General features: G+C 70.6%; 24 protein-coding genes. 11 read left to right on the top strand and 13 right to left on the bottom strand.

Features of this window, described 5'->3' with window-relative positions:
• Positions 1-44 precede the first annotated feature (44 nt).
• Together F4558_RS26865 and F4558_RS26860 are read right to left on the bottom strand one after the other, a co-directional pair.
• Positions 45-674: an A24 family peptidase gene (locus F4558_RS26865; protein WP_167946458.1), complete on the bottom strand. Its 630-nt coding sequence runs from the start codon at positions 672-674 to the stop codon at positions 45-47.
• Positions 675-684: 10 nt separating this feature from the next.
• On the bottom strand, positions 685-1,683 hold the full coding sequence (locus F4558_RS26860; RefSeq protein ID WP_209273412.1) for an EamA family transporter: 999 nt from the start codon (positions 1,681-1,683) through the stop codon (positions 685-687).
• A 272-nt stretch (positions 1,684-1,955) separates the two neighbouring features.
• Here F4558_RS26860 and F4558_RS31810 point away from each other — a divergent pair, with 272 nt between their 5' ends.
• From F4558_RS31810 to F4558_RS26845, 3 genes are all read left to right on the top strand, one after another.
• Entirely contained in the window at positions 1,956-2,588 is a 633-nt protein-coding gene (locus F4558_RS31810) for an LppU/SCO3897 family protein (protein ID WP_370469199.1), read from the top strand.
• Between the two features lie 415 nt (positions 2,589-3,003).
• On the top strand, positions 3,004-3,426 hold the full coding sequence (locus tag F4558_RS32270; protein ID WP_167947687.1) for an LppU/SCO3897 family protein: 423 nt from the start codon (positions 3,004-3,006) through the stop codon (positions 3,424-3,426).
• 152 nt (positions 3,427-3,578) lie between these two features.
• Entirely contained in the window at positions 3,579-4,820 is a 1,242-nt protein-coding gene (locus F4558_RS26845) for an ATP-binding protein (RefSeq protein ID WP_053651611.1), read from the top strand.
• A gap of 22 nt (positions 4,821-4,842) precedes the next feature.
• Here F4558_RS26845 and F4558_RS26840 read toward each other — a convergent pair whose 3' ends face one another.
• Complete coding sequence (locus tag F4558_RS26840; protein ID WP_053651613.1) at positions 4,843-5,391, bottom strand: GNAT family N-acetyltransferase; 549 nt, start codon at positions 5,389-5,391, stop codon at positions 4,843-4,845.
• 135 nt (positions 5,392-5,526) lie between these two features.
• Here F4558_RS26840 and F4558_RS26835 point away from each other — a divergent pair, with 135 nt between their 5' ends.
• Positions 5,527-6,075 (top strand): DoxX family protein, encoded by a 549-nt coding sequence (locus F4558_RS26835; RefSeq protein WP_053651615.1) that lies wholly within the window; start codon positions 5,527-5,529, stop codon positions 6,073-6,075.
• A 215-nt stretch (positions 6,076-6,290) separates the two neighbouring features.
• Positions 6,291-7,736, top strand: coding sequence for a glycosyltransferase 87 family protein (locus F4558_RS26830; RefSeq protein ID WP_167946454.1), 1,446 nt, complete (start codon positions 6,291-6,293; stop codon positions 7,734-7,736).
• 4 nt (positions 7,737-7,740) lie between these two features.
• On the opposite strand, the gene F4558_RS26825 is transcribed toward F4558_RS26830, so the two are convergent.
• The 5 genes from F4558_RS26825 to F4558_RS26805 all read right to left on the bottom strand — a co-directional run bounded on the left by F4558_RS26825 (position 7,741) and on the right by F4558_RS26805 (position 13,774).
• The gene (locus F4558_RS26825; protein ID WP_053652324.1) at positions 7,741-8,169 is read right to left on the bottom strand and encodes a molybdenum cofactor biosynthesis protein MoaE; all 429 of its coding nucleotides are present in this window, start codon (positions 8,167-8,169) and stop codon (positions 7,741-7,743) included.
• Positions 8,166-9,422, bottom strand: coding sequence for a molybdopterin molybdotransferase MoeA (locus F4558_RS26820; RefSeq protein WP_167946452.1), 1,257 nt, complete (start codon positions 9,420-9,422; stop codon positions 8,166-8,168). Before F4558_RS26820 ends, F4558_RS26825 begins: the two co-directional genes overlap by 4 nt.
• Before the next feature lie 61 nt (positions 9,423-9,483).
• The gene (locus tag F4558_RS26815) at positions 9,484-9,954 is read right to left on the bottom strand and encodes a MogA/MoaB family molybdenum cofactor biosynthesis protein (RefSeq protein WP_167946450.1); all 471 of its coding nucleotides are present in this window, start codon (positions 9,952-9,954) and stop codon (positions 9,484-9,486) included.
• Complete coding sequence (gene moaC, locus F4558_RS26810; protein WP_053651621.1) at positions 9,951-10,442, bottom strand: cyclic pyranopterin monophosphate synthase MoaC; 492 nt, start codon at positions 10,440-10,442, stop codon at positions 9,951-9,953. The genes F4558_RS26815 and moaC overlap by 4 nt, the downstream gene beginning before the upstream one ends.
• A 260-nt stretch (positions 10,443-10,702) precedes the next feature.
• Positions 10,703-13,774, bottom strand: a complete 3,072-nt coding sequence (locus tag F4558_RS26805) for an AfsR/SARP family transcriptional regulator (RefSeq protein WP_167946448.1) — start codon at positions 13,772-13,774, stop codon at positions 10,703-10,705.
• Positions 13,775-14,409: 635 nt separating this feature from the next.
• Between F4558_RS26805 and F4558_RS26800 the strand changes: the two genes are divergently transcribed.
• The 5 genes from F4558_RS26800 to F4558_RS26780 all read left to right on the top strand — a co-directional run bounded on the left by F4558_RS26800 (position 14,410) and on the right by F4558_RS26780 (position 20,195).
• On the top strand, positions 14,410-16,935 hold the full coding sequence (locus F4558_RS26800) for a putative bifunctional diguanylate cyclase/phosphodiesterase (protein ID WP_167946446.1): 2,526 nt from the start codon (positions 14,410-14,412) through the stop codon (positions 16,933-16,935).
• 80 nt (positions 16,936-17,015) lie between these two features.
• Positions 17,016-18,344: a glycosyltransferase 87 family protein gene (locus F4558_RS26795; protein WP_167946444.1), complete on the top strand. Its 1,329-nt coding sequence runs from the start codon at positions 17,016-17,018 to the stop codon at positions 18,342-18,344.
• A gap of 41 nt (positions 18,345-18,385) precedes the next feature.
• Positions 18,386-19,018 carry a phosphoribosyltransferase gene (locus tag F4558_RS26790; protein WP_167946442.1) on the top strand — a complete coding sequence of 211 codons (633 nt, stop codon included), beginning with the start codon at positions 18,386-18,388 and terminating at the stop codon, positions 19,016-19,018.
• 22 nt (positions 19,019-19,040) lie between these two features.
• The gene (locus F4558_RS26785) at positions 19,041-19,415 is read left to right on the top strand and encodes a TFIIB-type zinc ribbon-containing protein (RefSeq protein ID WP_053651634.1); all 375 of its coding nucleotides are present in this window, start codon (positions 19,041-19,043) and stop codon (positions 19,413-19,415) included.
• 102 nt (positions 19,416-19,517) lie between these two features.
• Positions 19,518-20,195 carry a maleylpyruvate isomerase N-terminal domain-containing protein gene (locus tag F4558_RS26780; protein ID WP_167946440.1) on the top strand — a complete coding sequence of 226 codons (678 nt, stop codon included), beginning with the start codon at positions 19,518-19,520 and terminating at the stop codon, positions 20,193-20,195.
• Between the two features lie 12 nt (positions 20,196-20,207).
• On the opposite strand, the gene dnaB is transcribed toward F4558_RS26780, so the two are convergent.
• Positions 20,208-21,611, bottom strand: a complete 1,404-nt coding sequence (gene dnaB, locus F4558_RS26775; RefSeq protein ID WP_053651638.1) for a replicative DNA helicase — start codon at positions 21,609-21,611, stop codon at positions 20,208-20,210.
• Positions 21,612-22,009: 398 nt separating this feature from the next.
• Between dnaB and F4558_RS26770 the strand changes: the two genes are divergently transcribed.
• Positions 22,010-23,575 carry a hypothetical protein gene (locus tag F4558_RS26770; RefSeq protein ID WP_167946438.1) on the top strand — a complete coding sequence of 522 codons (1,566 nt, stop codon included), beginning with the start codon at positions 22,010-22,012 and terminating at the stop codon, positions 23,573-23,575.
• Positions 23,576-23,753: 178 nt separating this feature from the next.
• On the opposite strand, the gene rplI is transcribed toward F4558_RS26770, so the two are convergent.
• From rplI to rpsF, 4 genes are all read right to left on the bottom strand, one after another.
• On the bottom strand, positions 23,754-24,200 hold the full coding sequence (rplI, locus tag F4558_RS26765) for a 50S ribosomal protein L9 (RefSeq protein WP_053651640.1): 447 nt from the start codon (positions 24,198-24,200) through the stop codon (positions 23,754-23,756).
• Positions 24,201-24,214: 14 nt separating this feature from the next.
• Positions 24,215-24,496, bottom strand: a complete 282-nt coding sequence (rpsR, locus tag F4558_RS26760; RefSeq protein ID WP_051723758.1) for a 30S ribosomal protein S18 — start codon at positions 24,494-24,496, stop codon at positions 24,215-24,217.
• Positions 24,496-25,029, bottom strand: coding sequence for a single-stranded DNA-binding protein (locus F4558_RS26755; RefSeq protein ID WP_197281387.1), 534 nt, complete (start codon positions 25,027-25,029; stop codon positions 24,496-24,498). The genes rpsR and F4558_RS26755 overlap by 1 nt, the downstream gene beginning before the upstream one ends.
• An 80-nt stretch (positions 25,030-25,109) precedes the next feature.
• A complete protein-coding gene (gene rpsF, locus F4558_RS26750) occupies positions 25,110-25,400 on the bottom strand; it encodes a 30S ribosomal protein S6 (protein WP_007073791.1) in 291 nt (96 codons plus the stop codon).
• Positions 25,401-25,745: the final 345 nt, after the last annotated feature.

Genomic DNA, 25,745 nt, shown 5'->3' with positions numbered 1-25,745 from the left:
CCGCTCGGCCAGGGGTCGGGCGGTGGGCCGCCGGAGCGGCAGCGTCAGCGCACCACCGTGGCGAGCCAGGCGCCCGCGAGCAGGGCCGGGCCGAATGGCAGTAGCGTGCCCCGGCGGACCCGCCGCGCGGCGAGCAGGCCGAGCACCACGGCTCCGTGCAGCAGGTGTGGCAGGAACAGCCCGGCCAGCAGGGCGTCCCGGCCGAGCCAGCCGAGCGGTAGGCCGAGAACGCCCGCGAGCTTCACGTCCCCGAAGCCCAGCCGGGAGCCGGGCAGCACCGCCAGCAGCACGTGCGCCGCGCCGGCGACCGCCGCGCCTGCCAACGCACCGACCAGCCGCCCGGAGGTGTCGGTCAGCAACGCCGCGCTGGTCAGGCCACCAAGGGCCAACGCGCCAGCGGTGAGGACCAGTGCGTCGGGCAGCCGCAGGCAGGCCAGGTCGACAAGGGCCAGCACCAGCCCCACCGCCGCCACCGCGAGGAAGACCGGCAGTGCCGGGTCGTCACCGAGCGCTGCGGCGAGCCCGACGAACACGGCCGCCGCGAGCGGCGGACTGAGCCAGCCCGAGACGCGCCGAGGGGACGGCACTGTCGTAAAGCGCCGGGCAACCAGGGGTACGACGACACCGACCAGTGCGCCCAGCAACGCGACAGGCACCAGCGTGGCGGCAGACATGGACCGGAAGCTACTGCCGGTCGCCCGCTGGCGCGGCCCCCGATCGTGTAACCGCGCTCTTGCGCCGGGGCCGTTCGGTGCTCACCACCAGAGCCACCCCGGCGACGAGGACGGCACCGCCGAGCAGCACCTGCGTGGTGATCGGCTCGGCCACCAGCAGCGCACCCAGCGCCACCGCGACCGCCGGGTTCACATAGGCGTACGTCGAGACGAGCGAGATGGGTGCGTTGTGCAGCAGCCACACGTACGCCGTGAAGGCCACCAGCGAGCCGGCCACCATGAGGTAGACGAGTGCCGCCCACGAGCGGGTGCTTACCGACGCCGGATGGAAGTCGCGCAGCTCGCCCCGGAGGGCAGCGACGACGGCCAGTGCCAACGCGCCGGCCACCATCTCGTACACGGTGGCCACGAACGGGTCGGTGGGCATCCGGATCCGTCCCGACAGGAACGACCCGATCGACCAGGCGGTGGCCGCAGCCACCACTGTCAGCGCCCCGACCAGAGGCACCGCGCCCCCGCCGCCGCTGGGCAGCACCAGCAGGACCAGACCTGCGAAGCCCACCGTGACCCCGGCGAACGTCCAGAGCGGTGGCCGGTCCCCGGTCGCGGAGCGCAGCAGCACGACGAGCAGTGGCACTGTCGCCACAAGCAGCGCGGCGATCCCGGAGGGCACCGCCACCCCGGGCGGCCCGGATTCGGCTAGCACCACCAGGCCGTTGCCGCCGGTGAGCAGGAGGACTCCGATAAGCGCGGCGGAGCCGAGTTGCCGCCGGTCCACCCGCAGGGCACCGGGCCCTCGGCGTAGCCGCAGCACCACCGCCAGCACCAGAGCGGCGGCGGCAAATCGCCAGGCGGCCGAGAGCAGCGGAGGAAGCGTCTCCACGGTGACCCGGATGGCCAGGTAGGTCGAGCCCCAGAGCAGGTAGACCACGATCAACGCGGTCCAGATCATTGCCGGTGCGGCGTCGGCGCGGCGGCCTGGTGCGGCACTCGGTGGGGATGAGGTCATCGGTGGACCACGCTACGGTGACTTCGAAGTCGGCGTCGTCCATTGGTGGCCGGCCTCTCACCAGCCTGGAGGGCGGAATGACGAACTACGGACCACCGGGTGGCGGCGTCGGGGGCCCGTGGCGTGGGCAGCGACCCGACGACACGCCCGAACAGCGGGCTCGGCAGCCCTACCCACCTGCGGCCGAGTCCTACCCACCAGTGCCGCAGGGACCGCCGAGGTCCTACGGCGACAGTTCGTACGGCAACGGCCCCTACGGCGGCGGTCCAGGGGTGCCCTACGGCGGCGAGGACGGCGGGACGGCGTACGGAGGCGGCAACCCGGCGCCCTACGAGTCGGGCACGCCCTACGGCGGCGCGTACCGGCCCGCCGAGGCGAGCCCGGCGTACGGCGGGGAGCCGTACCAGCCCGCCGGTGATCCGTACGGCGGAGATCCCTCGCCCGCGCCGAGTAAGCGTGGCCGGGGGCCGCTGATCGCGGTTCTGGGCGTCGTGCTGCTGCTCGTGGCGGGCGGTGGCGCCTACTGGTTCCTGCGCGGATCGGACGACCCGGCCACTGTTGCCACCCCGACCGCTTCGGCCGCCGCCGGGGAGCCCGACGCGGACGTGCCCGCGCCGACCGATCCAACGCCGAGCGCCGCAGCACCGGAGTCGTCCGCCGACCCGCGATTCGCCAAGGTCGGCCAGTGCGTACGCAACGAGGGTCCGGCGGGCGGCAAACCGAAGCTGCTGATCAGCGACTGCGCGCCGAAGTCGTACGAGGTGCTGCGCCGCATCGATGGCGCGACAAGCGGTGAGCGCGACGCCGAGGCCAAGTGCGCCAAGGTCGAGGGCTACACCAACTGGTACTTCTTCGACAGCGAGTTGGACACCCTCGACTTCGTCCTCTGCCTCAAGCAGCGCTGAACCCACCATTCCGGGGGATGACATGACGACCTACGGCCCACCGCCCGACGAGGACCCGACCCGACAGCAGTGGGGCCCGCCGTCCGGCGGCGAGCCACCGACCGTACCCAGGTGGGATCCCCCGCCCGGTGCGGAGCCGCCGCCCGCCGCGTGGGGCCCTGCGCCCACCTCGGACGCGGGTCCTCCGTCCGGTGCCGGCCAGCCGCCGCCCGGCCCGTTCCCGCCCGCCGGCCCGACGCCGGGGCACTTCCCGCCTCCGGGCCAGTTCCCACCGGCCGGCCCTCCTCCGGGCCAGGCGGGTCCGTTCCCGCCCGCCGGGCCGGGCCCGGGAGACGCGCCGTGGGGGCTGTCGGCGCCTGGTGGGTACGGGATGCCGCCGGCCCCGCCGACGAACAGGACCGGCCGGAAGGTCGCTCTGATCGTGGCGCTTGTGGTGCTGCTCGTGCTCTGCCCCTGTCTGGGTCTGGCCGGCTGGGCGGTCTGGAAGGTCACCGACGAAGGTGAGGAGGCCAGGCCAATGCCGTCGGCGAGCGTTTCTGTCGTTCCGCCTGCGCTGCCCAGCGACGCTCCGAGCCCGGCCGAGCCGTCGCCAGCCGAGCCGTCGCCGGACAGGGAGGAGTTCGCCAGGGGTGACTGCGTGGTCAACGACGGCACCGAGGCCGACGCGGATCTGCGCAAGGTGCCGTGTGGGCCGGGCACCTACCAGGTGCTGCTGCGGATTCCGGCGACGACCGACGGGGACCGGTGCAAGACGCTGGCGCCGCAGGCCACTGCGAACTACGTGCACGACAACACTGTCGACCTGTTCGACTACGTGCTCTGCCTGAAGAAGCGCTAGGCGATTGACAAAACTAGGGCTGTCTAGCGTGGACGCTAGACAGCCCTAGTTTCTTGTCGACGGCCCCGACTTGCTGGCGACAGCCGACACGCCGGTAGCTCCGTCTATCCATTTCTAGCCTGGCAGCTAGATGGGCCGATACTCTGCGATGCGTGGATCCGGTCCGCAACCCCTACGCCCCGGGCGCAGGTCAGCGCCCGCCCGAACTAGCCGGACGGGGGCGGGAGCTCGACGTCTTCGACATCGTGCTGGAGCGCATCGCCCGGGGCCGCCCCGAGCGCAGCCTGATGCTCACGGGGCTTCGCGGAGTCGGCAAGACCGTCCTGCTCAACACCCTGCGGTCGCAGGCGATCAACCACCTCTGGGGCAGCGGCAAGATCGAGGCACGTCCGGACCAGTCACTGCGCCGCCCCGTCGCCGCCGCGCTGCACATGGCGGTCCGCGAACTCGCGCCCCGGCACCGCGCGCCCGACCGGATCGACGCCTTCCTCGGCGTCCTCAAGGCGTTCGCCCAGCGGTCCGCACCGGCTGGGCGCGCTGGGGCGTCCCCGAAGCTGCGCGACCGGTGGCAGCCCGGAATCGACGTTCCCGCCGCCAGCGGCCGCGCCGACTCGGGCGACATCGAGATCGACCTGGTCGAGCTACTCAGCGACGCCGCCGCCGTGGCCAGCGACGTGGGCACCGGCATCGCCATCTTCATCGACGAAATGCAGGACCTCGGGCCGGAGGACGTGTCGGCGCTCTGCGCCGCCTGCCATGAGCTGTCCCAGATCGGCGCGCCACTGATCGTCGTTGGCGCCGGCCTTCCGCACCTGCCGGCCGTACTCAGCGCCGCGAAGTCGTACTCCGAGCGGCTCTTCCGCTACCAGCGCATCGACCGCCTCGACCGGATCGCCGCCGACCAGGCGCTCTGCGCGCCGGCCGAGCGTGAGGAAGTGGAGTACGAGCAGAAGGCGCTCGATCTGCTCTACGAGAAGTCCGGCGGATACCCCTACTTCGTGCAGGCGTACGGGAAGGCGACCTGGGATCACGCGCCGCGCTCCCCGATCACGGCCGCCGACGTGCGGGTCGCCGCCCCGGAAGCGGAGGCCGAACTGGCAGTCGGCTTCTTCGGCTCCCGGTTCGAGCGGGCCACCCCGGCCGAACGCGAGTACATGCGGGCGATGGCCACGCTGTCCCTCGTGGACGGCGAGTCCAGTGGTGTCACGCGCGACGACATGGACGCCGCGGTGCCCACAGCGGAGATCGCCCGAGCGCTCGGCCGCAAGCCGGCCAGCCTCTCACCGGCCCGGGACGCGCTGATCAAGAAGGGGCTTATCTACTCCGGGGAGCGCGGCACGGTGGCCTTCACCGTCCCGCACTTCGGCCGGTACCTGCGTACCCAGCCGGCCTGACAGCGCACGGTCGTCTGCGGCGTCAGACCTTGGACCAGGGCGCGGGAAAGAGCACCTCACCTCGCGGCGGCGGTGCCTCGCCGCTTGTCGACGGCGGCAGGACCAACGCCTGCCACGGTTCGCCGAGCCCGGACCACGGGCTTGTCAGGCCCAGGTCGACGGCCGGCCCGAAGCCGAACCGCCGGTAGAAGGCCGGGGCGCCGAGCACCACTACCGTCTGCTCACCCAACTCGGTGGCCGCGTCCAGCGCGGCCTGCACCACCGCCGTGCCATGCCCCACCCGCTGGCGGTGGGGTGCGACGCCCACCGGCCCCAGTGCCAGGGCGGGAGCGTCGCCGCCCCGGTCGGGGCGCACCCGTACGCGGGTCAGCAGCGCGTACCCGACGACCTCACCGCCGTGCTCGACGACCATGGCGAGCTCCGGCAGCCACGCCTCGGTGCCCCGCAGCTCGTCGACCAGGACGACCTCCGGCGGTGTCGACACGTCCGGTCGGGCGAACGCGCCTGCCAGCACCCGACGCACCGACCCGGTGTCGGCCGGACCCTCGGGTCGGAGGCGCAGCGTCGTCACCCGCGCGACGTTACCCGTCGAGGCCGGTCCATCAGCGACTGTCGCTCGAATCGGCGTGGCGCGGCGTGCACGTCCACCGATCCGGATCCGGCGGTTGGCAGGGTAACGAACGCCGCGACGGGGTATGACTGATCCATGACGCCCGTACGCTCCCTCTCCCGTGCCATGTTGAGCGGCATCTTCGTCGTCAGCGGATACCGCAACCTCCGTGCCCCGGAACGGCTCGCCCAGAAGGCCGCGCCGGTGACCGAGCGGGCGACGCCGCTGCTGAAGAAGGTGCACCCCAACTTCCCCACCGAGACCGAGCAACTGATCCGCATCAACGCGGCGGTGCAGCTCGGCGCCGGGCTGATGCTCGCCACCGGACGACTCACCCGGCCCGCCGCGCTGGTCCTCGCCGGCACACTCGTGCCGACGACCGTCGCCGGGCATCCTTTCTGGAACCAGGACGACGAACCAGCCTTGCGTGACACGAACAAGGTTCACTTCCTGAAGAACCTCGGTCTCCTCGGCGGTCTACTGCTCGCCGCGGCCGACACCGAGGGCAAGCCGGGTCTACGGTGGCGCACCGGCCACCGCATCGGTCACTCTCGACGTTCCGTGCAGCGTGCCGTCCGTACGGCCAAGCGGGAGGCCCGGATCGCCGTCCGGTCCGCCGCGACCGCCCGACGCCTGCCCGGCTGACCTGCGTCGATCTCCCTCTCCGCTGCCTCCCACCCCCGCTAAGGCCGCGAATTACCTGAACCACCCGCTTGGCGTTAACGCGGTGGAAATGTCAAAAACATGTGTGGGATCGGACACGGTCGCATAACGCGGGAGGCACTGACGTGAGGCGCCGTTCTAGGCTCCGTGCAGGACCTGGACGGGTAGGACGACCTTGGTACGGGGGTGGCCACGCCATGCCGACGATTGTCGGTAGACGGGCGGACCGCCTCGCCCCAGTTCAACGCGTGATGCGTGGGATCGATCGCAGGAACGTCGTACGGGGTGCCATCGTGGCCGCCGTCGCCTATGCCGCATGGCTTGCCATCGGCGAGTTCGGGCGACCGTACAACTTCTTCGACATGAAGATCTACCACGGCGCGGTGGTGTGGTGGGCGAGCGGTCACGAGCTCTACGAGTTCATCGCGCCCGGCACCACGCTCGGCTTCACCTACCCACCGTTCGCCGGGCTCGTCATGCTGCCGATGGCGCAGCTTCCGATCGCCGGCGCCGGCATGGTCAACGCGCTCGCCAGCATCGCCGCGTTGGCGCTGATCCTGGCCGGGCTGCTCCGACCCATAGTGGACCGGCTGGGCTGGCCCCTCTGGTTCACAGTGGCGGTGGCGGTGCCACTCGCGGTCGCCATCGAGCCGGGCCGGGAAACCCTCGGCTACGGCCAGGTCAACATCCTGCTGTTCGCCCTGATCATGGCCGACCTGATCGGGCTTCGGTGGCGCTCACGCCGGGGCACCCACTACGACGCGACCGACGGCCCCCTGCTGCGCTTCATCTACAGCGGCGCCTGGGCCGGTGCCGGCATCGGCCTGGCCACCGCCGTCAAGCTCACTCCGGCGCTGTTCATCGCCTACCTGCTGATCACCCGTCAGTGGCGGGTGGCGGCCACCGCGATCGGCACCACCATCGGCGTCACAGTGGCGAGCTTCGGCATCGTCGGCGACGAGTCGCGGGCGTACTTCGGCAGCGTGTTGTGGCAGACCGAACGGGTCGGCGCGGCCGACATGACGCCCAACCAGTCGCTCGCCGGCCTGCTGGCCCGGTTGTACGACTCGATCGAGACTCCGGGGCTGCTCTGGTTCGCCTTCTCGGTGCTGATCCTGGCGCTCGGCCTGTCACGGGCGGCCAGTTCCCGCGCCGACGGTGACGAGTTGACCGCGTTCACTCTGGTCGGCCTCACCGCGAATGTGATCAGCCCGATCTCCTGGACGCACCACCTGGTCTGGGTGATCCCGGCGATCATCGTGCTGGCCGACGCGGCGGTCCGTCGCCGGGAGGCGAGTCGGAGCGTGGCGCAGCGCAGCAGCCAGGGTCCGGCGTTCGGCGGGCTGACCGGTCTCAACAGCCTCCGCCCACCGATCTGGTACCCCACCCTGACCGGGCTGCGGCACGGCGTCGCCGCGGTCGGGCTGTACCTGCTCTTCCTGGTCTCCCCGATCTGGCCGTACGAGCACCAACTGCCGGAGGAGTCGCACTACCAGGACGGCCTGTTCGGTGCGCTCATGGAGAACTCGTTGGCTCTCGCGCTGATCGTGCTTGTCGCCGCGCTGCCGTGGCGGCCGGGCGCCGAGCCGGCGTTCTACGGGGAACGCCTCAACCGCGCCGCGCTCGTCAACGGTCGCCGCTGAACCGTCAGGGGCAGTTGACCCATTCCTCGGTGCCGTCGGCGAAGACCTGACGCTTCCAGATCGGCAACCGGGCCTTGGCCTCGTCGACGAGCCGGGCGCAGGCCGCGAAGGCGGCCGCGCGGTGCGCGGTGCTCACCGCGGCGACCAACGCCACGTCACCGATCGCCAGCGGGCCGACCCGGTGCGAGACCGCCACCGCGTACACGTCGGGATCGGCGGCGATCTCGGCGGCCACGTCGCGCAACACCTGGGCGGCGCTCGGGTGCCCCTCGTATTCCAGGCTCACCACCGGGCGTCCGTGGTCGTGATCGCGGACCACGCCCTGGAAGGAGACGACCGCCCCGGCCCGCCGGTCGGCGACCGCAACCTCGTGCGCGGCGAGGTCGAGCGGCTGGTCGGTGACCTCACCGAACGTGATCACCGGCGTGGTCACGACGCCCACTCCCCAGGCAGTAGCGGCAGCGGCACGATCGGCACCCGGTCGCCCGGCTCGCCGCTGGTGTCGGGCCGGATGACAGCGAACCCGTCGGCGCCGGCAAGCCCGCGCAGCATCGCCGAACCGACGTGCCGCACCGGATGGGCGGTGCCTGCGGCCCGGTCCAACCGGACCAGCGCCAGATGTGTGTGATTGCCCCGGCCGGGCACCGCCTCGGCCAATGTGGCCTGCGGCAACACCGGCATCGAGCGGCCCTGGAGCCCGGCGAGCAGCGGGGCGACGAGCGACACCAACGCGACGATCGCCGACTGGGGGTTGCCGGGCAGACCGGCGACGAACCGGACCCGACCGTCGTGGCCGGCGAGCCGGGCCAGCAGCATCGGGAATCCCGGCCGGACCGCCACGGTGTTGACCACGTAGTCGGCGCCCAGCGCCTCCAGGGCCGGGTGCAGGTGGTCGACCGGGCCGTGCATCGTGCCGCCGGTCGTGCAGACCAGGTCGGCGTTTGCCAGCGCCGATCGCAACGCCGCCACGTGCGCGGGCAACGTGTCGGCCACGGGCCCCACCACGTCGGATGGGCGGACCTGGCAGCCGTACCGTCGCAGCCAGGCCGGGACCGCCGGCCCCAGGGCGTCGCGCACCCGACCCGCCGAGGGCGGGCCCGCGGTGAGCAACTCGTCGCCGAAGACCAGCAGCGCGGCCCGCGGCGCCCGCCGGACCCGCAGCGTGTCGTGTCCGCAGGAGGCGGCCAGGCCGATCACCGCCGGGTCGACAGGCGTGCCGACCGGCAGAAGTTCCTCATCGGCGTACGCCTCCTCGCCCGGCTGCCGCCACTCCGGTGTCTGCCGGGGAGTGCCGCTGACCAGGCCATTCGTGACCGTGGACTCCTCGACGCGCAGCACGGCCGTGGCGCCCTCGGGCACCATGGCCCCGGTCGCGATCTCGACTGTCGTGCCGTCGTCAGCGAGCGGGGCGGGAGTGTTGCCGGCCAGCACCCGGCCGACGACGCGCCACGGCCCATCGCCCCGCACGGCCCAGCCGTCCACGCTGGAGGTGGGAAAGGCCGGCAGGTCGGTGCGGGTGGTCAACGGCTCGGCCAGGGTCAGACCGTCGGTGTCGACAAGTGGCCGGGCGACGGCGGGGAGCGCTGCGGACAGGCCGACCGCGTACACCCGGGACCGCGCCTCCTCCCACCCGGCCGGCGGGGGCGCGACGACCCGGTCCGCGGTTGGTGCGGTTTCCGTGCTCACCGGTCGAGCCTAGCGGGGCGGACGGCACCACACCCTCGGTGCCCGCACCCCGCCCGCCCGGTCAATGGTCGCCGCCGCGAAGTTGGTCGACTGTGTGCCCGAGGATCGGCCCGAGCACGGCCAGCCCGTCGCGGGCGCCACCTGTCGAGCCCGGCAGGTTGACCACCAGCATCCGGCCGGCCACCCCCGCCAACCCGCGGGACAACACCGAGGTGGGGACGCGGTCACGGCTGTGCGCGCGGATGGCCTCTGCGATGCCGGGGATCTCGTAATCCAGCAGGCCGCGGGTCACGTCCGGCGTGCGATCCGACGGGGTGACGCCGGTGCCGCCGCTGGTCAGCACCACGTCGACGCCGTCGTCGAGAGCATCCTCCAGAGCTCTGCCGACCGGCTCACCGTCGGGCACCACCACCGGGTCGTCGACCTGACAGCCCAACTCGCGCAGGCCGGCGACGAGCAGCGGGCCACTGGTGTCGGCGTACACGCCGGCCGCCGCCCGGTTGGACGCGACGATCACCCGGGCCCGGATCACGGCCGGTCCTCCGGTCGGACCCACTCGCCGGTCTTGCCGCCCTCCTTGCGCAGCACCCGGACCGCCTCCACCGAGGCCGCCGGATCGACAGCCTTGACCATGTCGACAAGGGCGAGACCAGCGACGGCCACCGCGGTGAGCGCCTCCATCTCGACGCCCGTCCGGTCCGCCGTACGGGCGGTGGCGGTGATCTCCACCGTGTCGGCGGTCAGCCGCAGGTCGACGGTGACACCGTGCAGGGCGATCGGATGGCAGAGCGGGATCAGCTCCGGAGTGCGCTTGGCGCCCATGATCCCGGCCAACCGCCCGACCGCCAGCGCGTCGCCCTTGGGCAACCCGTCACGGTGCAGCAGGTCGATGACCTCGGGCGTCGTCCGCAGGCGGCCCGCCGCGACGGCCAACCGGCCGGTCACCGGTTTGGCGGAGACGTCGACCATGCGGGCCGCGCCGGCGCGATCGACGTGGCTGAGCTGCGCGGGTTCGGTCACGGCGTGAGCCTATCGGTGAGGTACGACGTGAAGGTGCTCGGAAGGAGCGGCAGCCCGGTCACGTCGCCGGGTGCATCAGCGCGCTCGCGGGACCGCCGCCCCTTCCCACCAACCCGCCACCGAGGTCACTGGGGAACCTGGCAGCAGGTGCCGTGTCGACGATTTGGTTCTGCCCAGAGGCAGAACCTCCCCCGTGCGTCGTCACGGCGCAAAGCTAGCGGGTCCGGCGATAAGAAATCGATAAGCGCTGTCCGCGCAGGTCAGTGCCCTGCTTCGGTGGTTTCCGTCTCGGCAAGGCGGCGCTCGGCGTCGAAGCGCTCCGGTACACCCATCCGCCGGAAGATCGCCAGCGCGCGCTCCCAGTGCCGCCGGGCCTCGGCCGGGTCGATGCCGGCGAAATGTTCGGCCAGCCCGGCCAGAGCCCGGCCCTGCTCGTACGGATGCGCGATCCGGGTCGCCAACCGCAGGGCCGCCTCGTGCATCTCGGCCGCCTCGACGTCCCGCCCCTGCGCCCGCAGGGTGCGCCCGAGGTCGTTCAACGCCGCCGCCTCGACGTGCCGTTCCCCTGAGGCGATCGACAGCTTCCGGGCGACCTCGTGTTCCTGCTGGGCCTCGACCAGTCGGCCAAGACCGCGATAGGCGATTCCGAGGTCGTTGCGCACCTCAGCCTCGGCATACCGATGGCCGGTTCGCTCACGCAGGGCCAACGAGGCTAGGAGGATCCGGATCGCCTGGGGAAGATCGCCCATGCGGGCTCGCACGCCGCCGATGTGGCTGAGAGCGTTGAGCACATGGAAATCGTCGGAGTGCATTCGCGCCCACGCCAGGTGGAGACGGTGTAGCCGCAACGCCTCCTTATGGCGTCCCAACGCCGAGAGCGCCAACCCAAGGTTCGGCAGCAATATCGGCCCGCCTACTTCGCCATAGGCCTTGTCACGCATGCACTCGAAGCCCAGCGTCACAGACTCGTTGAGCTGGCCGCTCCACCAGTAGACAGCGGCAAGGTTGGCGCGGTAGCGCGCCGTCCTCAACACGTCCCGGGAGTCGCGGGAGAGGGCGACGGAACGGGTGAGATGGTCCAGCGCCTTGCGGTTGTCACCGGTTCGGACATAGGCCGAAGCCAGGTAGTTGTTCATCAACGCCATCGCATCGGTGTCTCCCGCCGCCTCCGCCGCCTCCAGCGCATCACGGTGGGTCAGGATGATGTCTTCGAAATATCCGCGGATGTAGCAGAACCGCCAGAGGGCGCGGGCCAGTTGCCAGGAGTGCCGATAGAAGCCTGCCTCATGTGCTGCCAACACCATCGTCAGCAGCTCCGCCCGCTCGGACTCCAACCATTCAGCGTGCGGCTCTCCGAGCGCCTCGAACAGTTCAGAACGGCCGGACCAGAGGTGGGTGACCTGGGATCTGACGACACCGGGCTCCAGTAGATCGGCGACCCTGAGGGCCGCCTCCAGCATGAAGTCGAACAGCCGGCCAAGCCCGAGGCTCCGGTCGCTCGGGGAGTCGGTGCGAACGCACAGCTCGATGGAGTACTCGCGCATGAGGTCGTGCAGCCCGTACCGCGCGGAGTCCAGGTCCTCCGCCAGGTTCCGATCGACGAGCTCGTCGAGCGCCGCGCGGGCTTCCGTCACCGTCAGGCCGGTCAGGGCGGCGACGGCCGACGGGCTGAGCCGCTTACCGGGGTACAGACCGAAGAACCGGAAGACTCGCCTGGTCGCCTCCGGCAAAGGTTCGTACGAGGCGGCGAAGGCTTTGGCGACAGCGCTCTCCTCCTGCGCCAGATGGTGCAGCGCAGGCCCGCCAGCGGCCATCTGCTCGGCGAGATCCGCCAACCGCCAGTTGCGCCGGTGGGCCAGCCTCGCGCCGGCGAGTCGGATCGCCAGGGGAAGGTGACCGCATCGCCGGACCACCTCGGCAGCCGCCTCCGGCTCGGCGCTGACCCGAGCCCGGCCAACAGTCAGCGCAAGGAGGTCGACGCTCTCTTCGGGGTTCATGACCGGCAGCGTCTGCGAAGGGGCGACGTCCGGGTGGGAGAGTCGCCGCCGTGACGACACAAGCACAACGGCGGTCGGCTCGGTCGGCAGGAGTGGCAGGATCTGCTCGCTGCTCGCGGCGTTGTCGAGGACGATCACAGACCTCCGGCGAGCCAGTTCTCGTCGCCACAACTCCACCTTGGCCTCGAACTCGACCGGAACCTGCTCGGCCGGCACCTCAAGTTGACGAAGCAGGGTGACCAGGGCGCTCGCTGGCTCCACCTGATTCTTCTCGCCATGCCCGCACAGGTCGATGAACAGCACGGCATCCGGATACCGGGCGGACAACCGACGGGCCAGGTGGACGGCGAGGGTCGTCTTCCCGCTGCCAGCCATCCCGTCGATGATGTGCACGGCGGGCACTCGTTCCTCGACGCGCCGCGTCTCCGCCAGCAACCGCGCCAGCACGTCTTCCCGCCCGACGAAGTCGGCGACCGCCCGGGGCAGATGATCCACCGGCTTGAGCTGGCGCGTCTGTTCAGATACCGCTGCACTCTCCCCGTCGCGCACTATCGACTCGGAGCGTTCTGGTTGGGCGACCACGACCGGCGTCGGGACTGGGGTGGCGATCCTGCGGTGCAGTTCTTCGATATCGGCCCCTGGGACCACCCCCAGCTCCGCGCTCAGCCGTGTCCGGATCTCGTCGTACGCGACGAGCGCTCCAGCATGATCGCCGCTCTCATGCAGCGCCCGCATCAGGAGGGCGTAGGCCGGTTCGCGGAGCGGATGGCGGGCCACCACCTCCCGCAACAGCGGAATCGCCAGGTCATCCCGGCCGCAGCGGAGTTGGACATCCGCCAGGAGTTCCGTGGCCAACAGGCGCTCTTCCTCGGCAGCCACTGTTCGGGCGGTCAGGACCGGCCCGAGCGGGATGCCTGCCAGCATCGGGCCCTGCCACCGCGTCACGGCGCTGCCTAGCAGCACCCGAGCCTCGTCCAGGTGGCCGGCGGTCAGGGCTTCCCGACCAGCGCTTCGCTCCGCCTCGAAGCAAAAGATGTCTATCAGCTCCGGCGGTACGTCGAGCCGATAGCCGTTCCGCTGCCGCACGATGATCCCTCGGCCCGACGGGCAGGCCTCGAAAGCCCGGCGCAGATTCGCGGCATAGCTGAGAACATTCGCGACCGCTGATCGCGGTGGGCAATCGCTCCATAACTCATCGACGAGCTCGGACACTGTCACCAGCTGGCCCGGCTGAACTGCGAGCATCGCGAAGATCGCTTGCTGTTTCGGCGTACCAAGGCGCAACGTGCGGGTAGGGACTTGCACCGAAAGGCCGCCCAGAACCTGAATCTCCACCCCGTCCCCGCTCCAGCCATCGCCGGTATTCAGTCAATCACGCAACGAAGTTGACGACTTGCGCCTTGGACGCCTCGCCACTCGCGCGCGGAGCCACGGGTCGTCGACCTCAGGATCTACCGAGGAGACGCCGATTGCCCACCCATTACGGCAGCATGTCAGCAGCAAGTTGCATCGCCTGTCCCAGCAGGACGCCCCGACTGTGCCAACTTTGCCCAACCCGCCCTTACGCTCAGCCAAACTTCGGATGAGGGATCTGCCGTAACTCCCCCAGACTCAGGGGAATAACACGTCCATAACTTGAACGGATAGCGTCCGCTGTTGTCGCCTGGCCCCGGATCCAGCACCGACAGACCGACCGCACTCCGTTTAGCGGCGATGGACAGAACGTGATAAATGAGCCTCAGCTTGGCTAATGTTGCGCATACCGACATTTATTACTTCTAAGCTGCCCTTACTCCTCTTAAGCTGCCTTTCGTAGGAAGACCCCCTGGGGGTAGGTCATCCAACGGCACGGCTGAAGAGAGGGGCATCCCGATGCGTGGCACCGACTGGAACTGAAAACTCGGCCCGGGACTTCTGAGGCCCGAGGGGTAGGCTGCGAACACGGTGGAAGCAGTCCTTCGGGAGCGGGCGTGACCCTTCCTCAGCGACGAGAGATCGAGACCGATCGGCGGCTGTTGCTGCTCGTCGGTCTCATCGTCGTTGTGGCCGGAACCATCGTCGTCACATCGCTACCAGCCGCACTGAGTTCAGCAAAGCCTGCGACGGTGAACGACGCGGCGAAGCTCGTCATGATCACCCTCGTGATCGCGCTGGGCACCCTGGTCAAGGCCCGGGTGCGGATCCGGTCGACGACCCAGTCGATCAGTTGGAACGATACGGCGATCATCGTCGGCGCAGCCATTGCTCCGACTTCGGTCGTGGTGCTCTGCACTGCGGTCGGGATTGCTCTCGCTTCGATTCGCCTCGCGCCGATGAAGCTGGCCTTCGGCATCGGAAAGAACGTGATCGTGGCCTGGGGTGCCGGCACGGCACTGGCAATGACGACGTGGACCTGGCCCCCCGCGGGCACCGCGTCCCTCATCGTGCCGTTGGCCCTCGCCTACATGGTCGCCGCCCTACTGGACGATCTGCTCGCCATCCCGGTCATCGCGCTGGCTTCCGGGACCAAGGTCGTGAAGCAGTTTCGGAGCAATCTCGACCTCCGGCTCGGCGGCTTCGCCGTGCGTTTCATTGTCGCGGCCTGTACGCTGCTCGTCCTGCGCATAGACCCTCGTCTACTGCTTGCCGTCCCACCTCTGGTCCTGAGCTTGCACCTGGCCTACTCCGCGCGCATCCGGGGCCGCACCGAGCAGCAGGCGTGGCAGCGCCTCGCCCGCACCACCGACGCCCTCAACGTCGTCGACCTCGACAAGGTCCTCACCACCGCAGTTACCCAGGCGGCCGAGTTGTTCTCCGCCGACGAGGTCGAGATCGAGCTGCGCGAGGGCGCTCGTACCGTCCGGGGCGGCACCGGCGGCATCACCTTCGACGCCGCGACCGGTACGCCCACCGAAGTGGACGGCACCGTCGTCCCCGCGCCGCTGGAAGGTCATGACCGTTCCGTCGACGTCGGCATGCTGCGGCTGCGTTTCCGGGGCCCGGTGCAGCTCTCCGAGCGGGAGCGGTACACGCTGCGTACCTTCGCGTCCGCCCTCTGCACAGCCGTCCGAAACGCCCAGGCGTACGCCGAACTGGCCCGGGTGGCCGACGAACACGCGTACGCGGCCGCGCACGACGCGCTGACCGGCCTGGCCAACCGTCGGCACCTGCTCGATCAAGGCACCGAACAGTTGAGCACCCGGCACGCCGACGGCGTGACCGCGCTGGTGTTGATCGACCTCAACCACTTCAAGGAGGTCAACGACACGCTCGGTCACGCCGCCGGGGACCAGGTGCTGGTGCAGGTCGCGGACCGGCTGCGCAACGCCGCCCAGGGCAGTGACCTGGTGGCGCGTCTCGGCGGCGACGAGTTCGCCGTACTCCTGCGTGGGCTGCCGGCCCCCGCGATCGCCGCGCACCGGGCGGAAACGCTGCTCGCGGCGTTGCACGAGCCGTTCGGGCTGGACGGCATGCGGATCAGCGTCGAGGCCAGCGGCGGGATATCCGTCGCCCCGGCCAGCGGCGGCATGGCCGAGTTGCTGCGCCGCGCAGACGTGGCGATGTACCAGGCCAAGCGGGCCGGGCAGCGCATCTCCACGTACGCCCCGACCCGGGACACCGCCGACCTGGGCCGTCTCACCCTCGGCGGCGAACTGCCACGGGCCGTCGCGGACCACGAGTTCATCGTCAACTTCCAACCCATCGTCGACCTGGGCACCGGCGAGGTGACGAGCGCGGAGGCGTTGGCCCGCTGGCACCACCCCACGCACGGGCTGATCGATCCGCTGCGTTTCCTGGAGGCGGTGGAGCGCTCCGGCCTGCTGCCGGCCTTCGCCGAGGCGATCCTCGACCAGGCGCTGATCGCCGCGACCAACTGGCGTGACGCCGGCTTCGACATACCGGTCGCGGTGAACGTGTCTCCGCGCAGCCTGCTGGACGCGCGCTTCCCGGGCTCGGTGCTGGCCCGCCTGCGCACCCACGACCTGCCACCGGACCGGCTGGTGCTGGAGTTGACCGAGACGTTGACGCTCAGTCAGCTCGACGTGGTGGACCGGGTGTTGAGCCGGCTACGCGACGAGGGCGTCCGGCTTGCGCTTGACGACTTCGGCACCGGCTACTCCTCGCTCTCCCTGCTCTCCCGCATCCCGGTGCACGAGTTGAAGATCGACCGCAGTTTCGTGACGACGATGGAAAGTTCGGCGGAGGCAGCTGCCGTCATCCGCTCCACCGTCGACCTGGGCCGGAGCCTCAACCTGGACGTGGTCGCCGAAGGTGTGGAGAGCGAGCCGCAGCGACGCGCCCTCTGGGAGCTCGGTTGCGTCGCCGGCCAGGGCCATCTGTTCGCCCGGCCGATGCCCGCCGGCACGCTGCTCGCCACCTTGCAGCGGGGTTCGGGTGGCCGGCCCGGCGCTCTGGCACCGCCGCTGCACGACACCGGCGCGGTGATCCGGCTGACGCAGTCCCGCCGTCCGGGCGGCCGATCCCGCCCTGACCAGCTTCCCCACCTGCCGGCCTGACGGTCGCGCACCACCCGCCGGACGATCCCGCGGCGACGCGGACAACCGGGTGAGCAGCGAGGTCTGCCAGACTGACGCCCGTGATCGCCGAAGCCCCGACCGCCCGCCACCGTCGCTGGCGAACGCTCGACAACGCCGCTGGCGGGCTCGCCCTCGACCTCGGCCTGTACGCCGCTTCGGCCCTCTTCGCAGCGATCACAGCGGTCACCTCGACCCTGCTGCCGCATCGGGCCTGGGGTGCGGTCGCCGCCGTGGGATACCTGGTCGCGGCCCTTGCGGTGGTCGCCCAACTCCTCCTGCGTCGACGCATCCCGACATCCCGGCTGGTCGGCCTGCCGGCCCGCTGGGCGGTCACCGGACTCACCTGGGCCAGCACCGCACTGCTGCCCGTCATCTGGCAGAGCTTCGAGCGGGCCACCGGACGCACCGACCGGGCGCAGGAAGAGGTGCTGGTCGTGGAACAGGCAGGCATCCGGCTGCTCGACCACGGCACCCCGTACCTGGGGCGCGACGCGATCGCCGCCCTGCCGCCGGGCGAGCAACTCCTCGGCTACACCCCGTACCAGCCGGGCATGGCGATCTTCGGCCTGCCCCGGGCGCTGCTGGACAGCCCCTGGACCGACTCCCGGGTGTGGTTCGCGGTCGGCACCGCGCTGGCACTCGCCCTGGCCGTGAACGCCCTGCGCACCCCGACGCCCACCGCCGGAGATCACCCGCGAGGCGCCGCGCTGCTGCGGGGCGTACAGGCCGCCACCGTCCTGCCGATCTGCGCACTCACCCTCGCCACCGGCGGCGACGACCTCCCCGTACTCGCACTCTGCCTCCTTGCCCTCGCGTTCGCCGCCGCCGACCGGCCCGGCCGGGCCGGAATCGCTGTCGGCCTTGCCGGCGCACTGAAGCTGTTCGCCTGGCCGATCGCCCTCGTCCTGATCATCTGGGGCCTGACCCGGCGTGCCGGCGGCCGGGTCGCCGCAGGCGCTGTCGGACTGCCCGTCGCCGCCCTGCTCCCGGCCCTGCTGGTAGACCGCGACGCGCTCATCGAGAACGTGCTGCGCTTCCCCCTCGGCCACGGCCTGGTCACCAGCCCTGCCCAGTCCCCGTTCCCCGGCTACCTGATCGCCTCCGCACTGCCCGCTGGCAGGTTTGTCGCCTCCGCACTGCTCGTCGCGGCCGGTGTGGCAATCGCCGTCCGGCTCGTCCGCCGCCCGCCCCGCACTGCCGTCGCCACCGCGCTGATCTGCGGGTACGGGTTGCTCGCCGCGATCGCCCTGATGCCGTCCACCCGGTTCGGCTACCTCCTGTACCCGCTGGCCCTGCTCACCTGGGCACCCGCACTGCACCGCCCGGCAACCACCGAACCGACCGCACCGGCACCTGAGCGCGTTTCCGGTCGGGCCACATCGGTGTAACTGGCGGGCGGAACGACGCCGCAGGGCGTAGACCTGAAGGCATGACCACGTACCGCGACCGCGACGACGCGGGCCAGGTGCTCGCCGACCGCCTTACCGCACTCGTCGGCGACCCGGACGTCGTCGTCCTCGGCCTGGTCCGGGGCGGCGTGCCGGTGGCCCGGGTCGTCGCCGAGCGGCTCGGCGCGCCCCTTGACGTACTCGTCGTTCGCAAGCTCGGCATGCCCTGGGCACGGGAGGTCGCCTTCGGCGCGGTCGGCCCGGGTGGCGTGCAGGTGCTCAACGACGTGGTGGCGAGCCGGCTCAGCAGCGACGACATCGCCGAGGTCAACCACCGCGAACTGGCCGAGTTGGAACGTCGGGAACGGCTCTACCGGGGCAACCGCCCACCGTTGGACCTCACCGACCGGACCGCCGTGATCGTCGACGACGGGCTGGCCACCGGCGCGACCGCGCGGGCCGCCGTCGAGGTCGTCCGCCGGCTCGGCGCCCGCCGGGTAGTGGTCGCCGTCCCGGTCGGCGCGCAGGAGGCGTACGAGTTGCTGGCCGCCGAAGCCGACCAGGTCATCTGCGCCCAGCGCCCGCCGGAGTTCGGAGCGGTGAGCGTCTACTACGACGACTTCCACGAGGTTTCCGACGACGAGGTCACCGAGGCGCTCACAGCAACCGCATAGCTGCACCGGGTACCGTGTGGCGATGAGCCTCACCTGTCCCAAGTGTCGCGGAGAAATGCGTCAGTACGAGCGCAGCGGTGTCGTCATCGACCAGTGCGGGGAGTGCCGGGGCATCTTCCTCGACCGCGGCGAGTTGGAGAAGCTGTTCGAGGCGGAGGCCAACTGGAGCCGCCAGCAGGCCGGTGGCCCACCGCCGCCGCCTCCCGCCCAGCAGCCCGGCGGCTACCCACCGCCGCACGCCCCAGCGCAGCACCAGCCCGGGTACGGCTCCGTGCCTCCGCCGCCGCCCCCGCCCGGCTACCCGCAGGCGCCGGTCTACGGTCAGCAGCACCACGGCTACCACGGGCACTACAAGCGCAAGAAGCGCAAGGGCTTCCTCGACGAGATGTTCGGCTGAGCCCGACCGACACCTCCTGCCCGGGCCGATCCACGCGTCGGCCCGGGCACCTGACCCCGTCGATGGTTGGCGGGTGGTGCGGCACGTGCGAGGCTGCATCGCATGACCGCGATTCCGCAGGCCGAGGCGCTGGCCCAGGCGTACGACGGCATCACCGCCGTGGTCGACGGCCTGGACGACGCGGGCCTGCAACGGCCCACCCGCTGCCGGGGTTGGCTCGTCGCGGACCTGCTGCTGCACGTCCTCGGTGACGCCCAGCGGGCCCTGGTCACACTGGCCAGCCCCACCTCCGGCCCCGCCGACAGCGACGACGTGAGCTACTGGCGTGACTTTCCCGCCGACGGTGCTGACGCGGCCCAGCACGCCTGGTGGGTCCGACGATCAGCTGCCGCGTTCGACCGTCCTACCGGAATCGTCAGGCTCTGGACCGAGACCGCACCGGCGGCCGTCCGCGCCGCCGCGTCAACCGACCCCGAGGGGTACGTGAGCACCCAGGGCCACGTGCTGCGCGTGCCGGATTTCCTCGCCACCCTCACCACCGAGGCAGTCGTCCACCACCTCGACCTGACACCCGACCTGCCCGACGCCCCGCCGCCCGGTCCACTGGCCGTACGCGTCGCCGTGGCCACCATGGACGGCCTGCTCAGCGACGACACGGTCCGCCCGACCGCCTGGGACGATCACGATTTCCTGCTGAAGGCGACCGGGCGACTTCCGCTCACCGACCGGGACCGGCTGGAGCTGGGCGAGTCGGCAGGTTGGTTTCCGCTGCTCGGTTGACAGTCGGACCTGTCATCCGATTGCCATGTCCACGAACCGGGACAGGTGCAACTGCGCCGCCACTGTCACCGTGTCGGTCGGGCCATTCCGATGCTTGGCAACAATGAAATCCGCCTCGCCCGCGCGCGGCGACTCCTTGTCGTAGTAATCGTCGCGGTGCAGAAGTATGACAACGTCGGCATCCTGCTCGATCGAGCCAGATTCCCGCAAATCCGACAATTGGGGCCGCTTGTCGGTGCGCTGCTCGGGACCACGGTTGAGCTGACTGACAGCGATGACCGGGCACTCGACCTCCTTGGCTAGGAGCTTGAGGCCACGGGAGAGGTCGGCGACCTCCTGCTGACGACTCTCGGTGCGCTTCGGTGAGGTCATCAGCTGGAGATAGTCGACCACGATCATCTTCAGGTCGTGTCGCTGCTTGAGCCGGCGGGCCTTGGCCCGAATCTCCATGAGGTTCATGCTCGGGGTGTCGTCGACGAAGAGCGGAGCTTCGCTGATCTCGCCCATGCACCGGGCCAGCTTGGTCCAGTCGTCGTCGGAGAGCTGCCCGCTGCGCAGCACGTGCAACGGCACCCGCGCCTCGGCCGAGAGCAGCCGCATGACGATCTCGACCTTGCTCATTTCGAGCGAGAAGATGGCGGCCGCCTGGTTGGCGCGAATAGCAGCATTTCGGGCAAAGTCCATACTTGCGGTTGATTTGCCCAAACCAGGCCGGCCCGCCACGATGATCAATTGCCCAGCGTGGAGGCCGTTGAGCAGCCGGTCCAGGTCGGTGAAGCCGGTCGGCACGCCGGTCATCATCCCGCCCTGCGCGCCCACCGCCTCGATCTCGTCCAGCGTCGGCTGCAACATGTCGGCCAGGATCGCGAAGTCCTCGCTGACCCGCCGTTCGGTGACGTCGTAGACGGCCTGCTGGGCGAGGTCCACGATGTCGTCGACGTCTCGACTGCCGCCGTTCGCGGTGCCGTAGCCCAGCTGCACGATCTTGGTGCCGGCCTCGACCAGTCGGCGCAGCACCGCCCGCTCACTGACGATCCGCGCGTAGTAGGAGGCATTCGCGGCGGTGGGCACGCTGGCGATGAGGGTGTGCAGGTAGGGAGCCCCGCCGATGCGGGCCAGGTCGCCCGAGTCGGTAAGGGCGGCGGCCACGGTGATCGGGTCGGCCGGCTCGCCCCGACCGTAGATGTCGAGGATGGTGTCGAAGATCGTGGCGTGGACCGGCCGGTAGAAGTCGTTGGTCTTGAGGATCTCGACGACGTCGGCGATCGCGTCCTTGGACAGCAGCATGCCGCCGAGCACGCACTGCTCGGCGGCGACATCCTGGGGTGGGGTCTTGTCGAACTGGCCGTCCCGCTGCGCGGGCGGCTGGCCGCCGCCGGAGCGCGACTCCGCCCGCATGTCGTCGGTGACCGACACGGGTCCCCCTCCACTGCGTCGGATCCGGTCCCAGCTCTATCGCCGGGGTACGACACTTCTCCTCCGACCAGGCCGGTCGATCGGGGGCCATCGCGCCGGCGGTCGAGGGCCAACCATACGGACCCCGAGGTCAGCGACTCAACAAGGCCGGTGGACAAGCCTCGGGACAACCTGTGGACGCCGGTGGACGAGCATGTGCGCAGCGTGTGCACAGCCTGTGGATAACCGTTGGGGAATTCCTGGCTGCAACCCCCTGACCTGCTGATACGTAGTCCCCAGCCTGTGGAGGGGAATATTTCGGTCGGGTATTCGCCACGATCGTCCCGTACTATCTCCAGCGAACGGCTACACCTGGACAGCGGATTACGCTTTCGGTTCAGAAGGGTCACACTCCGGCCGTGAGTTACCGGGACTGGGAGCGCGGGGAGGGCAGCCCGCGCGAGCGCCAGCCGACCGCCTCGTGGGGTGATCCCATGCCCCTCTCCCCGGTCGACCCGTACGACGAGGATGCGCGCTATCGCACCTCCAGTCGGCGTCGCGCTCTGGAGCGGGGGCAGGACGAGCCGGTCGACGCGTACCTGCCCCGGTGGGCGCTGGAATCGGGTGTTCGACACGCCGACGGCGGTGGCCGGCATGCCGCCCCCGACGACGACGCCGAGGTCGAGCGGCCGGGCTCGGGGGCAGGCTGGCAACGCCCCGAGCAGCCGGGTTCCGGTGCCGGCTGGCGAAGCCCTGAGCCGACCGCCACCCGACGGTGGGCCGGCGAAACCACCTGGCGGGAGCAGCCCGCGATCGGTGCGGCTCCCGACTCGGACCACACCCGGGAGTGGACGCTCGACCGTCCACAGGAGCAGGGGTACGCGGGCCGACGGCGTGCCAACTCGGCGGAGGAAGACCCGGTTTCCGGCGCGGTTCCGGACCGTCGCCCCCGGCGTGCGCCCGCCGGCCGCCCCCAGGTGATCTGGTCCGGTGGCGACCTGGATGACGCCCCGTCGGAGCCGACGTCCCGCCCGGAGGTGAGCCGGCCCACCCGGCGCAGCAGGCGGGCAGCGGAGGATTCGTGGACGCGGCCGGCGGTCGATCCATGGGAACGCGGCTCGGAGCGGGCGGTGGAGCCCGACCCGACGTACGCCCCCGCGGTGGACCCGTGGGACGCCTCGGGCGTGCACGCGTGGCCGCCGACTGGTGCTGACGGCACGGACCTGAGCGAGCAGTGGTCGCAGGCGGAGAGCATCGGTGGCTGGGAGCGGTCGGACCAGACCGGCCAGTGGGAGCGGTCGGCGGTCGAGGACGACCAGTGGGACCGGACGCTGGCGCCTCGCTCCGACCGCTCCTCGGCAGAGGGATGGCCGAGTCGTGACAGTGGGTTCTGGTCCGGCACACGGTTGTCCGGGGACGACCCACGCTGGATGGACACGTCGACGTCGGCGCCCCGCTCACCGGTCGTGGGTTACACCGCTCCGCGACCGCGCAGCGCGCCCGTACCCCCTCAGGGTGTGCCGCGACGCCGGGCGAGCCAGTCGCCGGTCGGTACGGCGTCGGTACGTCGACGGGCCGAGTCGGTGGCGACGGGCGGCTGGGCGCGGCGCCTGGAGGACGACCTGCTCGACCCGGATCCCGGTGGGTCCTTCCGACCGCTGCTCTACACCGCGGCCTGTTACCTGGTGCCTGCGGTATTGATCTTCGTCTGGTTGTTGACGTTGGACGCCCAGGCGCCGGCGGGCTGTGTCACGGACATCAGCGGGGGCGGGTGTGACTCGGCCCGGTCGCGGGCGTTGGAGTCGCTGCTCGCCGGCTCGCCGCGCTTCGGGCTGGCGTTGCTGAGCAGTCTGGTGGTGGCGGCGCTGCTGCGGCGGGTCGGCACGACGTGGCGGTCGGCCACAATCGCGCTCGCCGCCGCGGTTGTCGGCGGTGGCCTCTCCACCGTGATGATCAGTGCGGTGACCGGTCAGCCGATCGGCTGACGGCACCGCCCACCGCCGCGCCTCACCGCCGCATCGCGGCATCGTCACGTCGCGCGTCGCCGCACTGTGCTGCACCGCTGCACCGCTGCACCGCCGTGCCGCGTCGCAGCACCGCATGAACACACGAGGGCCCGCACCGAGCGATCGGTGCGGGCCCTCGTGGTGGTGTTGCTGGCCGTCAGCCCTGAACGACGTTCAGGTTGAACGACGCGGTCACGTCGGGGTGCAGCTTGATCTTCACCGGGTAGGTGCCGGTCGACTTGATGTGACCGGGAACCTCCAGCCGGCGCCGGTCGAGGACCGGACCGCCGGCGCCCTTGACGGCGTCGACGATCTCGGCCGAGGTGACCGAGCCGAAGAGCCGCCCGCCGTCGCCGGCGCGGGCCTTCAGGTTGACCTTGAGACCCTCGAGCTGACCCTTGACCTCGTTCGCGTGGTCGAGGTCGCGGATCTCGCGGGCCGAACGGGCCCGCTTGATGACCGTGACCTGCTTTTCCGCGCCCTTGGTCCAGGCGATCGCGAAGCCCTGCGGCAGCAGGTAGTTACGGCCGAAGCCGTCCTTGACCTCGACGATGTCGCCCGGGGCACCGAGGCCGGACACTTCCTGAGTCAGGATGATCTTCATATCGGTGCCTCCTCTCAGCGGGTGGTGGCCGTGTACGGCAGGAGCGCCATCTCACGGGCGTTCTTGACCGCACGGGCGATCTGACGCTGCTGCTGCGAGGTCACGCCGGTCACCCGACGAGCGCGGATCTTGCCGCGGTCGGAGATGAACTTGCGCAGCAGCGCGGTGTCCTTGTAATCGATGTAGGCGATCCCGTCCTTGTCGAGCGGGTTCACCTTCTTCTTCGGCTTGCGCAGTGCCGCAGCCTTGGCCGTTGCACGTGCTCCTGGTTTGCGATCGCGAGCGCTAGGCGCCATTAGAACGGTGGCTCCTCGTCAAAATTGGCGCCCGAACCGGCACGCGCGGGAGAAGGAGCGGCCGAAGCCCAGGGGTCGTCGAAGTTGCCTCCGCCGCCGCCCTGGTTGCCACCACCACCGCCACCGAAGCCGCCGCCACCGCCGCCGGAGCGGGACATCTTCTGCACCTTTGCCGTGGCGTAGCGCAGCGACGGGCCGATCTCGTCGACCTCAAGCTCGATGACAGTGCGCTTCTCACCCTCGCGGGTCTCGTAGGACCGCTGACGCAGCCGACCCGACACGATCACCCGGGCGCCGCGCTGCAGCGACTCGGCGACGTGCTCGGCGGCCTGCCGCCAGACGGTGCAAGCGAGGAACAGCGGCTCGCCGTCCTTCCACTCGCCCGACGCCTTGTCCATGAAGCGGGGCGTCGAAGCGACTCGGAACTTGGCGACCGCGGCCCCGGAGGGGGTGAACCGCAACTCGGGGTCATCGGTCAGATTGCCGATGACCGTGATGGTGGTGTCTCCTGCCATGACCATCTCCTCGCGCACTCAGCGTCTCGTCGTACAGGCTCTCAGAGCCCTCCGACAGAGTCGCGGAGGCTGATCCGGACGAACCGGGGTTTGAAGGCTTAGCGCATTTCCGGTCGGATGACCTTGGTGCGCAGCACGGACTCGTTGAGTCGCAGCTGACGGTCCAGCTCGGCGACAGCGGCAGGCGTGGCCTGCAGGTCGACGACGGCGTAGATGCCCTCTGCCTTTTTGTTGATCTCGTACGCGAGGCGCCTGCGGCCCCACACGTCCGTCTTCTCAACCGAGCCACCCGCGGTCCGGATCACGTTCAGGTACGTGTCGAGAGACGGGGCAACGGTGCGTTCCTCGAGGCTGGGATCGAGGATCACCATGATCTCGTAATGACGCAAGACGTTCTCACCTCCTGTGGGCTAAGCGGCCACGGTCCTTCCGTGGCAGGAGGTCGTGCGTCGTTGCCGCACGCGCCGGGGGGTCCCGGCCGGACGCGGACAACCTGACCAGGATAGCCGGTCCGGACGATCATGCCCGGGGCGGGCGGGGCAGCCGTCGGCACGCGTTGACGGGGGCCGCCGTCCGACCAGCACTGGTCGGTGACGAGCCCCCGTCAACGAGGCCGCGGGGCGTCCCGTCCGCATTCCTTGGGTGGGACCTGGGGAGGAACGACCACACCGATGAGGTTGGATCGAAGACGCCCCGCGGAGCTTTATCGTGTTGTTACCTGACGATACAACGGC

Source organism: Micromonospora profundi (assembly GCF_011927785.1).
In the GTDB taxonomy this organism is placed as follows: domain Bacteria; phylum Actinomycetota; class Actinomycetes; order Mycobacteriales; family Micromonosporaceae; genus Micromonospora; species Micromonospora profundi.
Note: the sequence above shows the minus strand (reverse complement) of the source record. Positions and strands in the feature narration are given on the sequence as shown.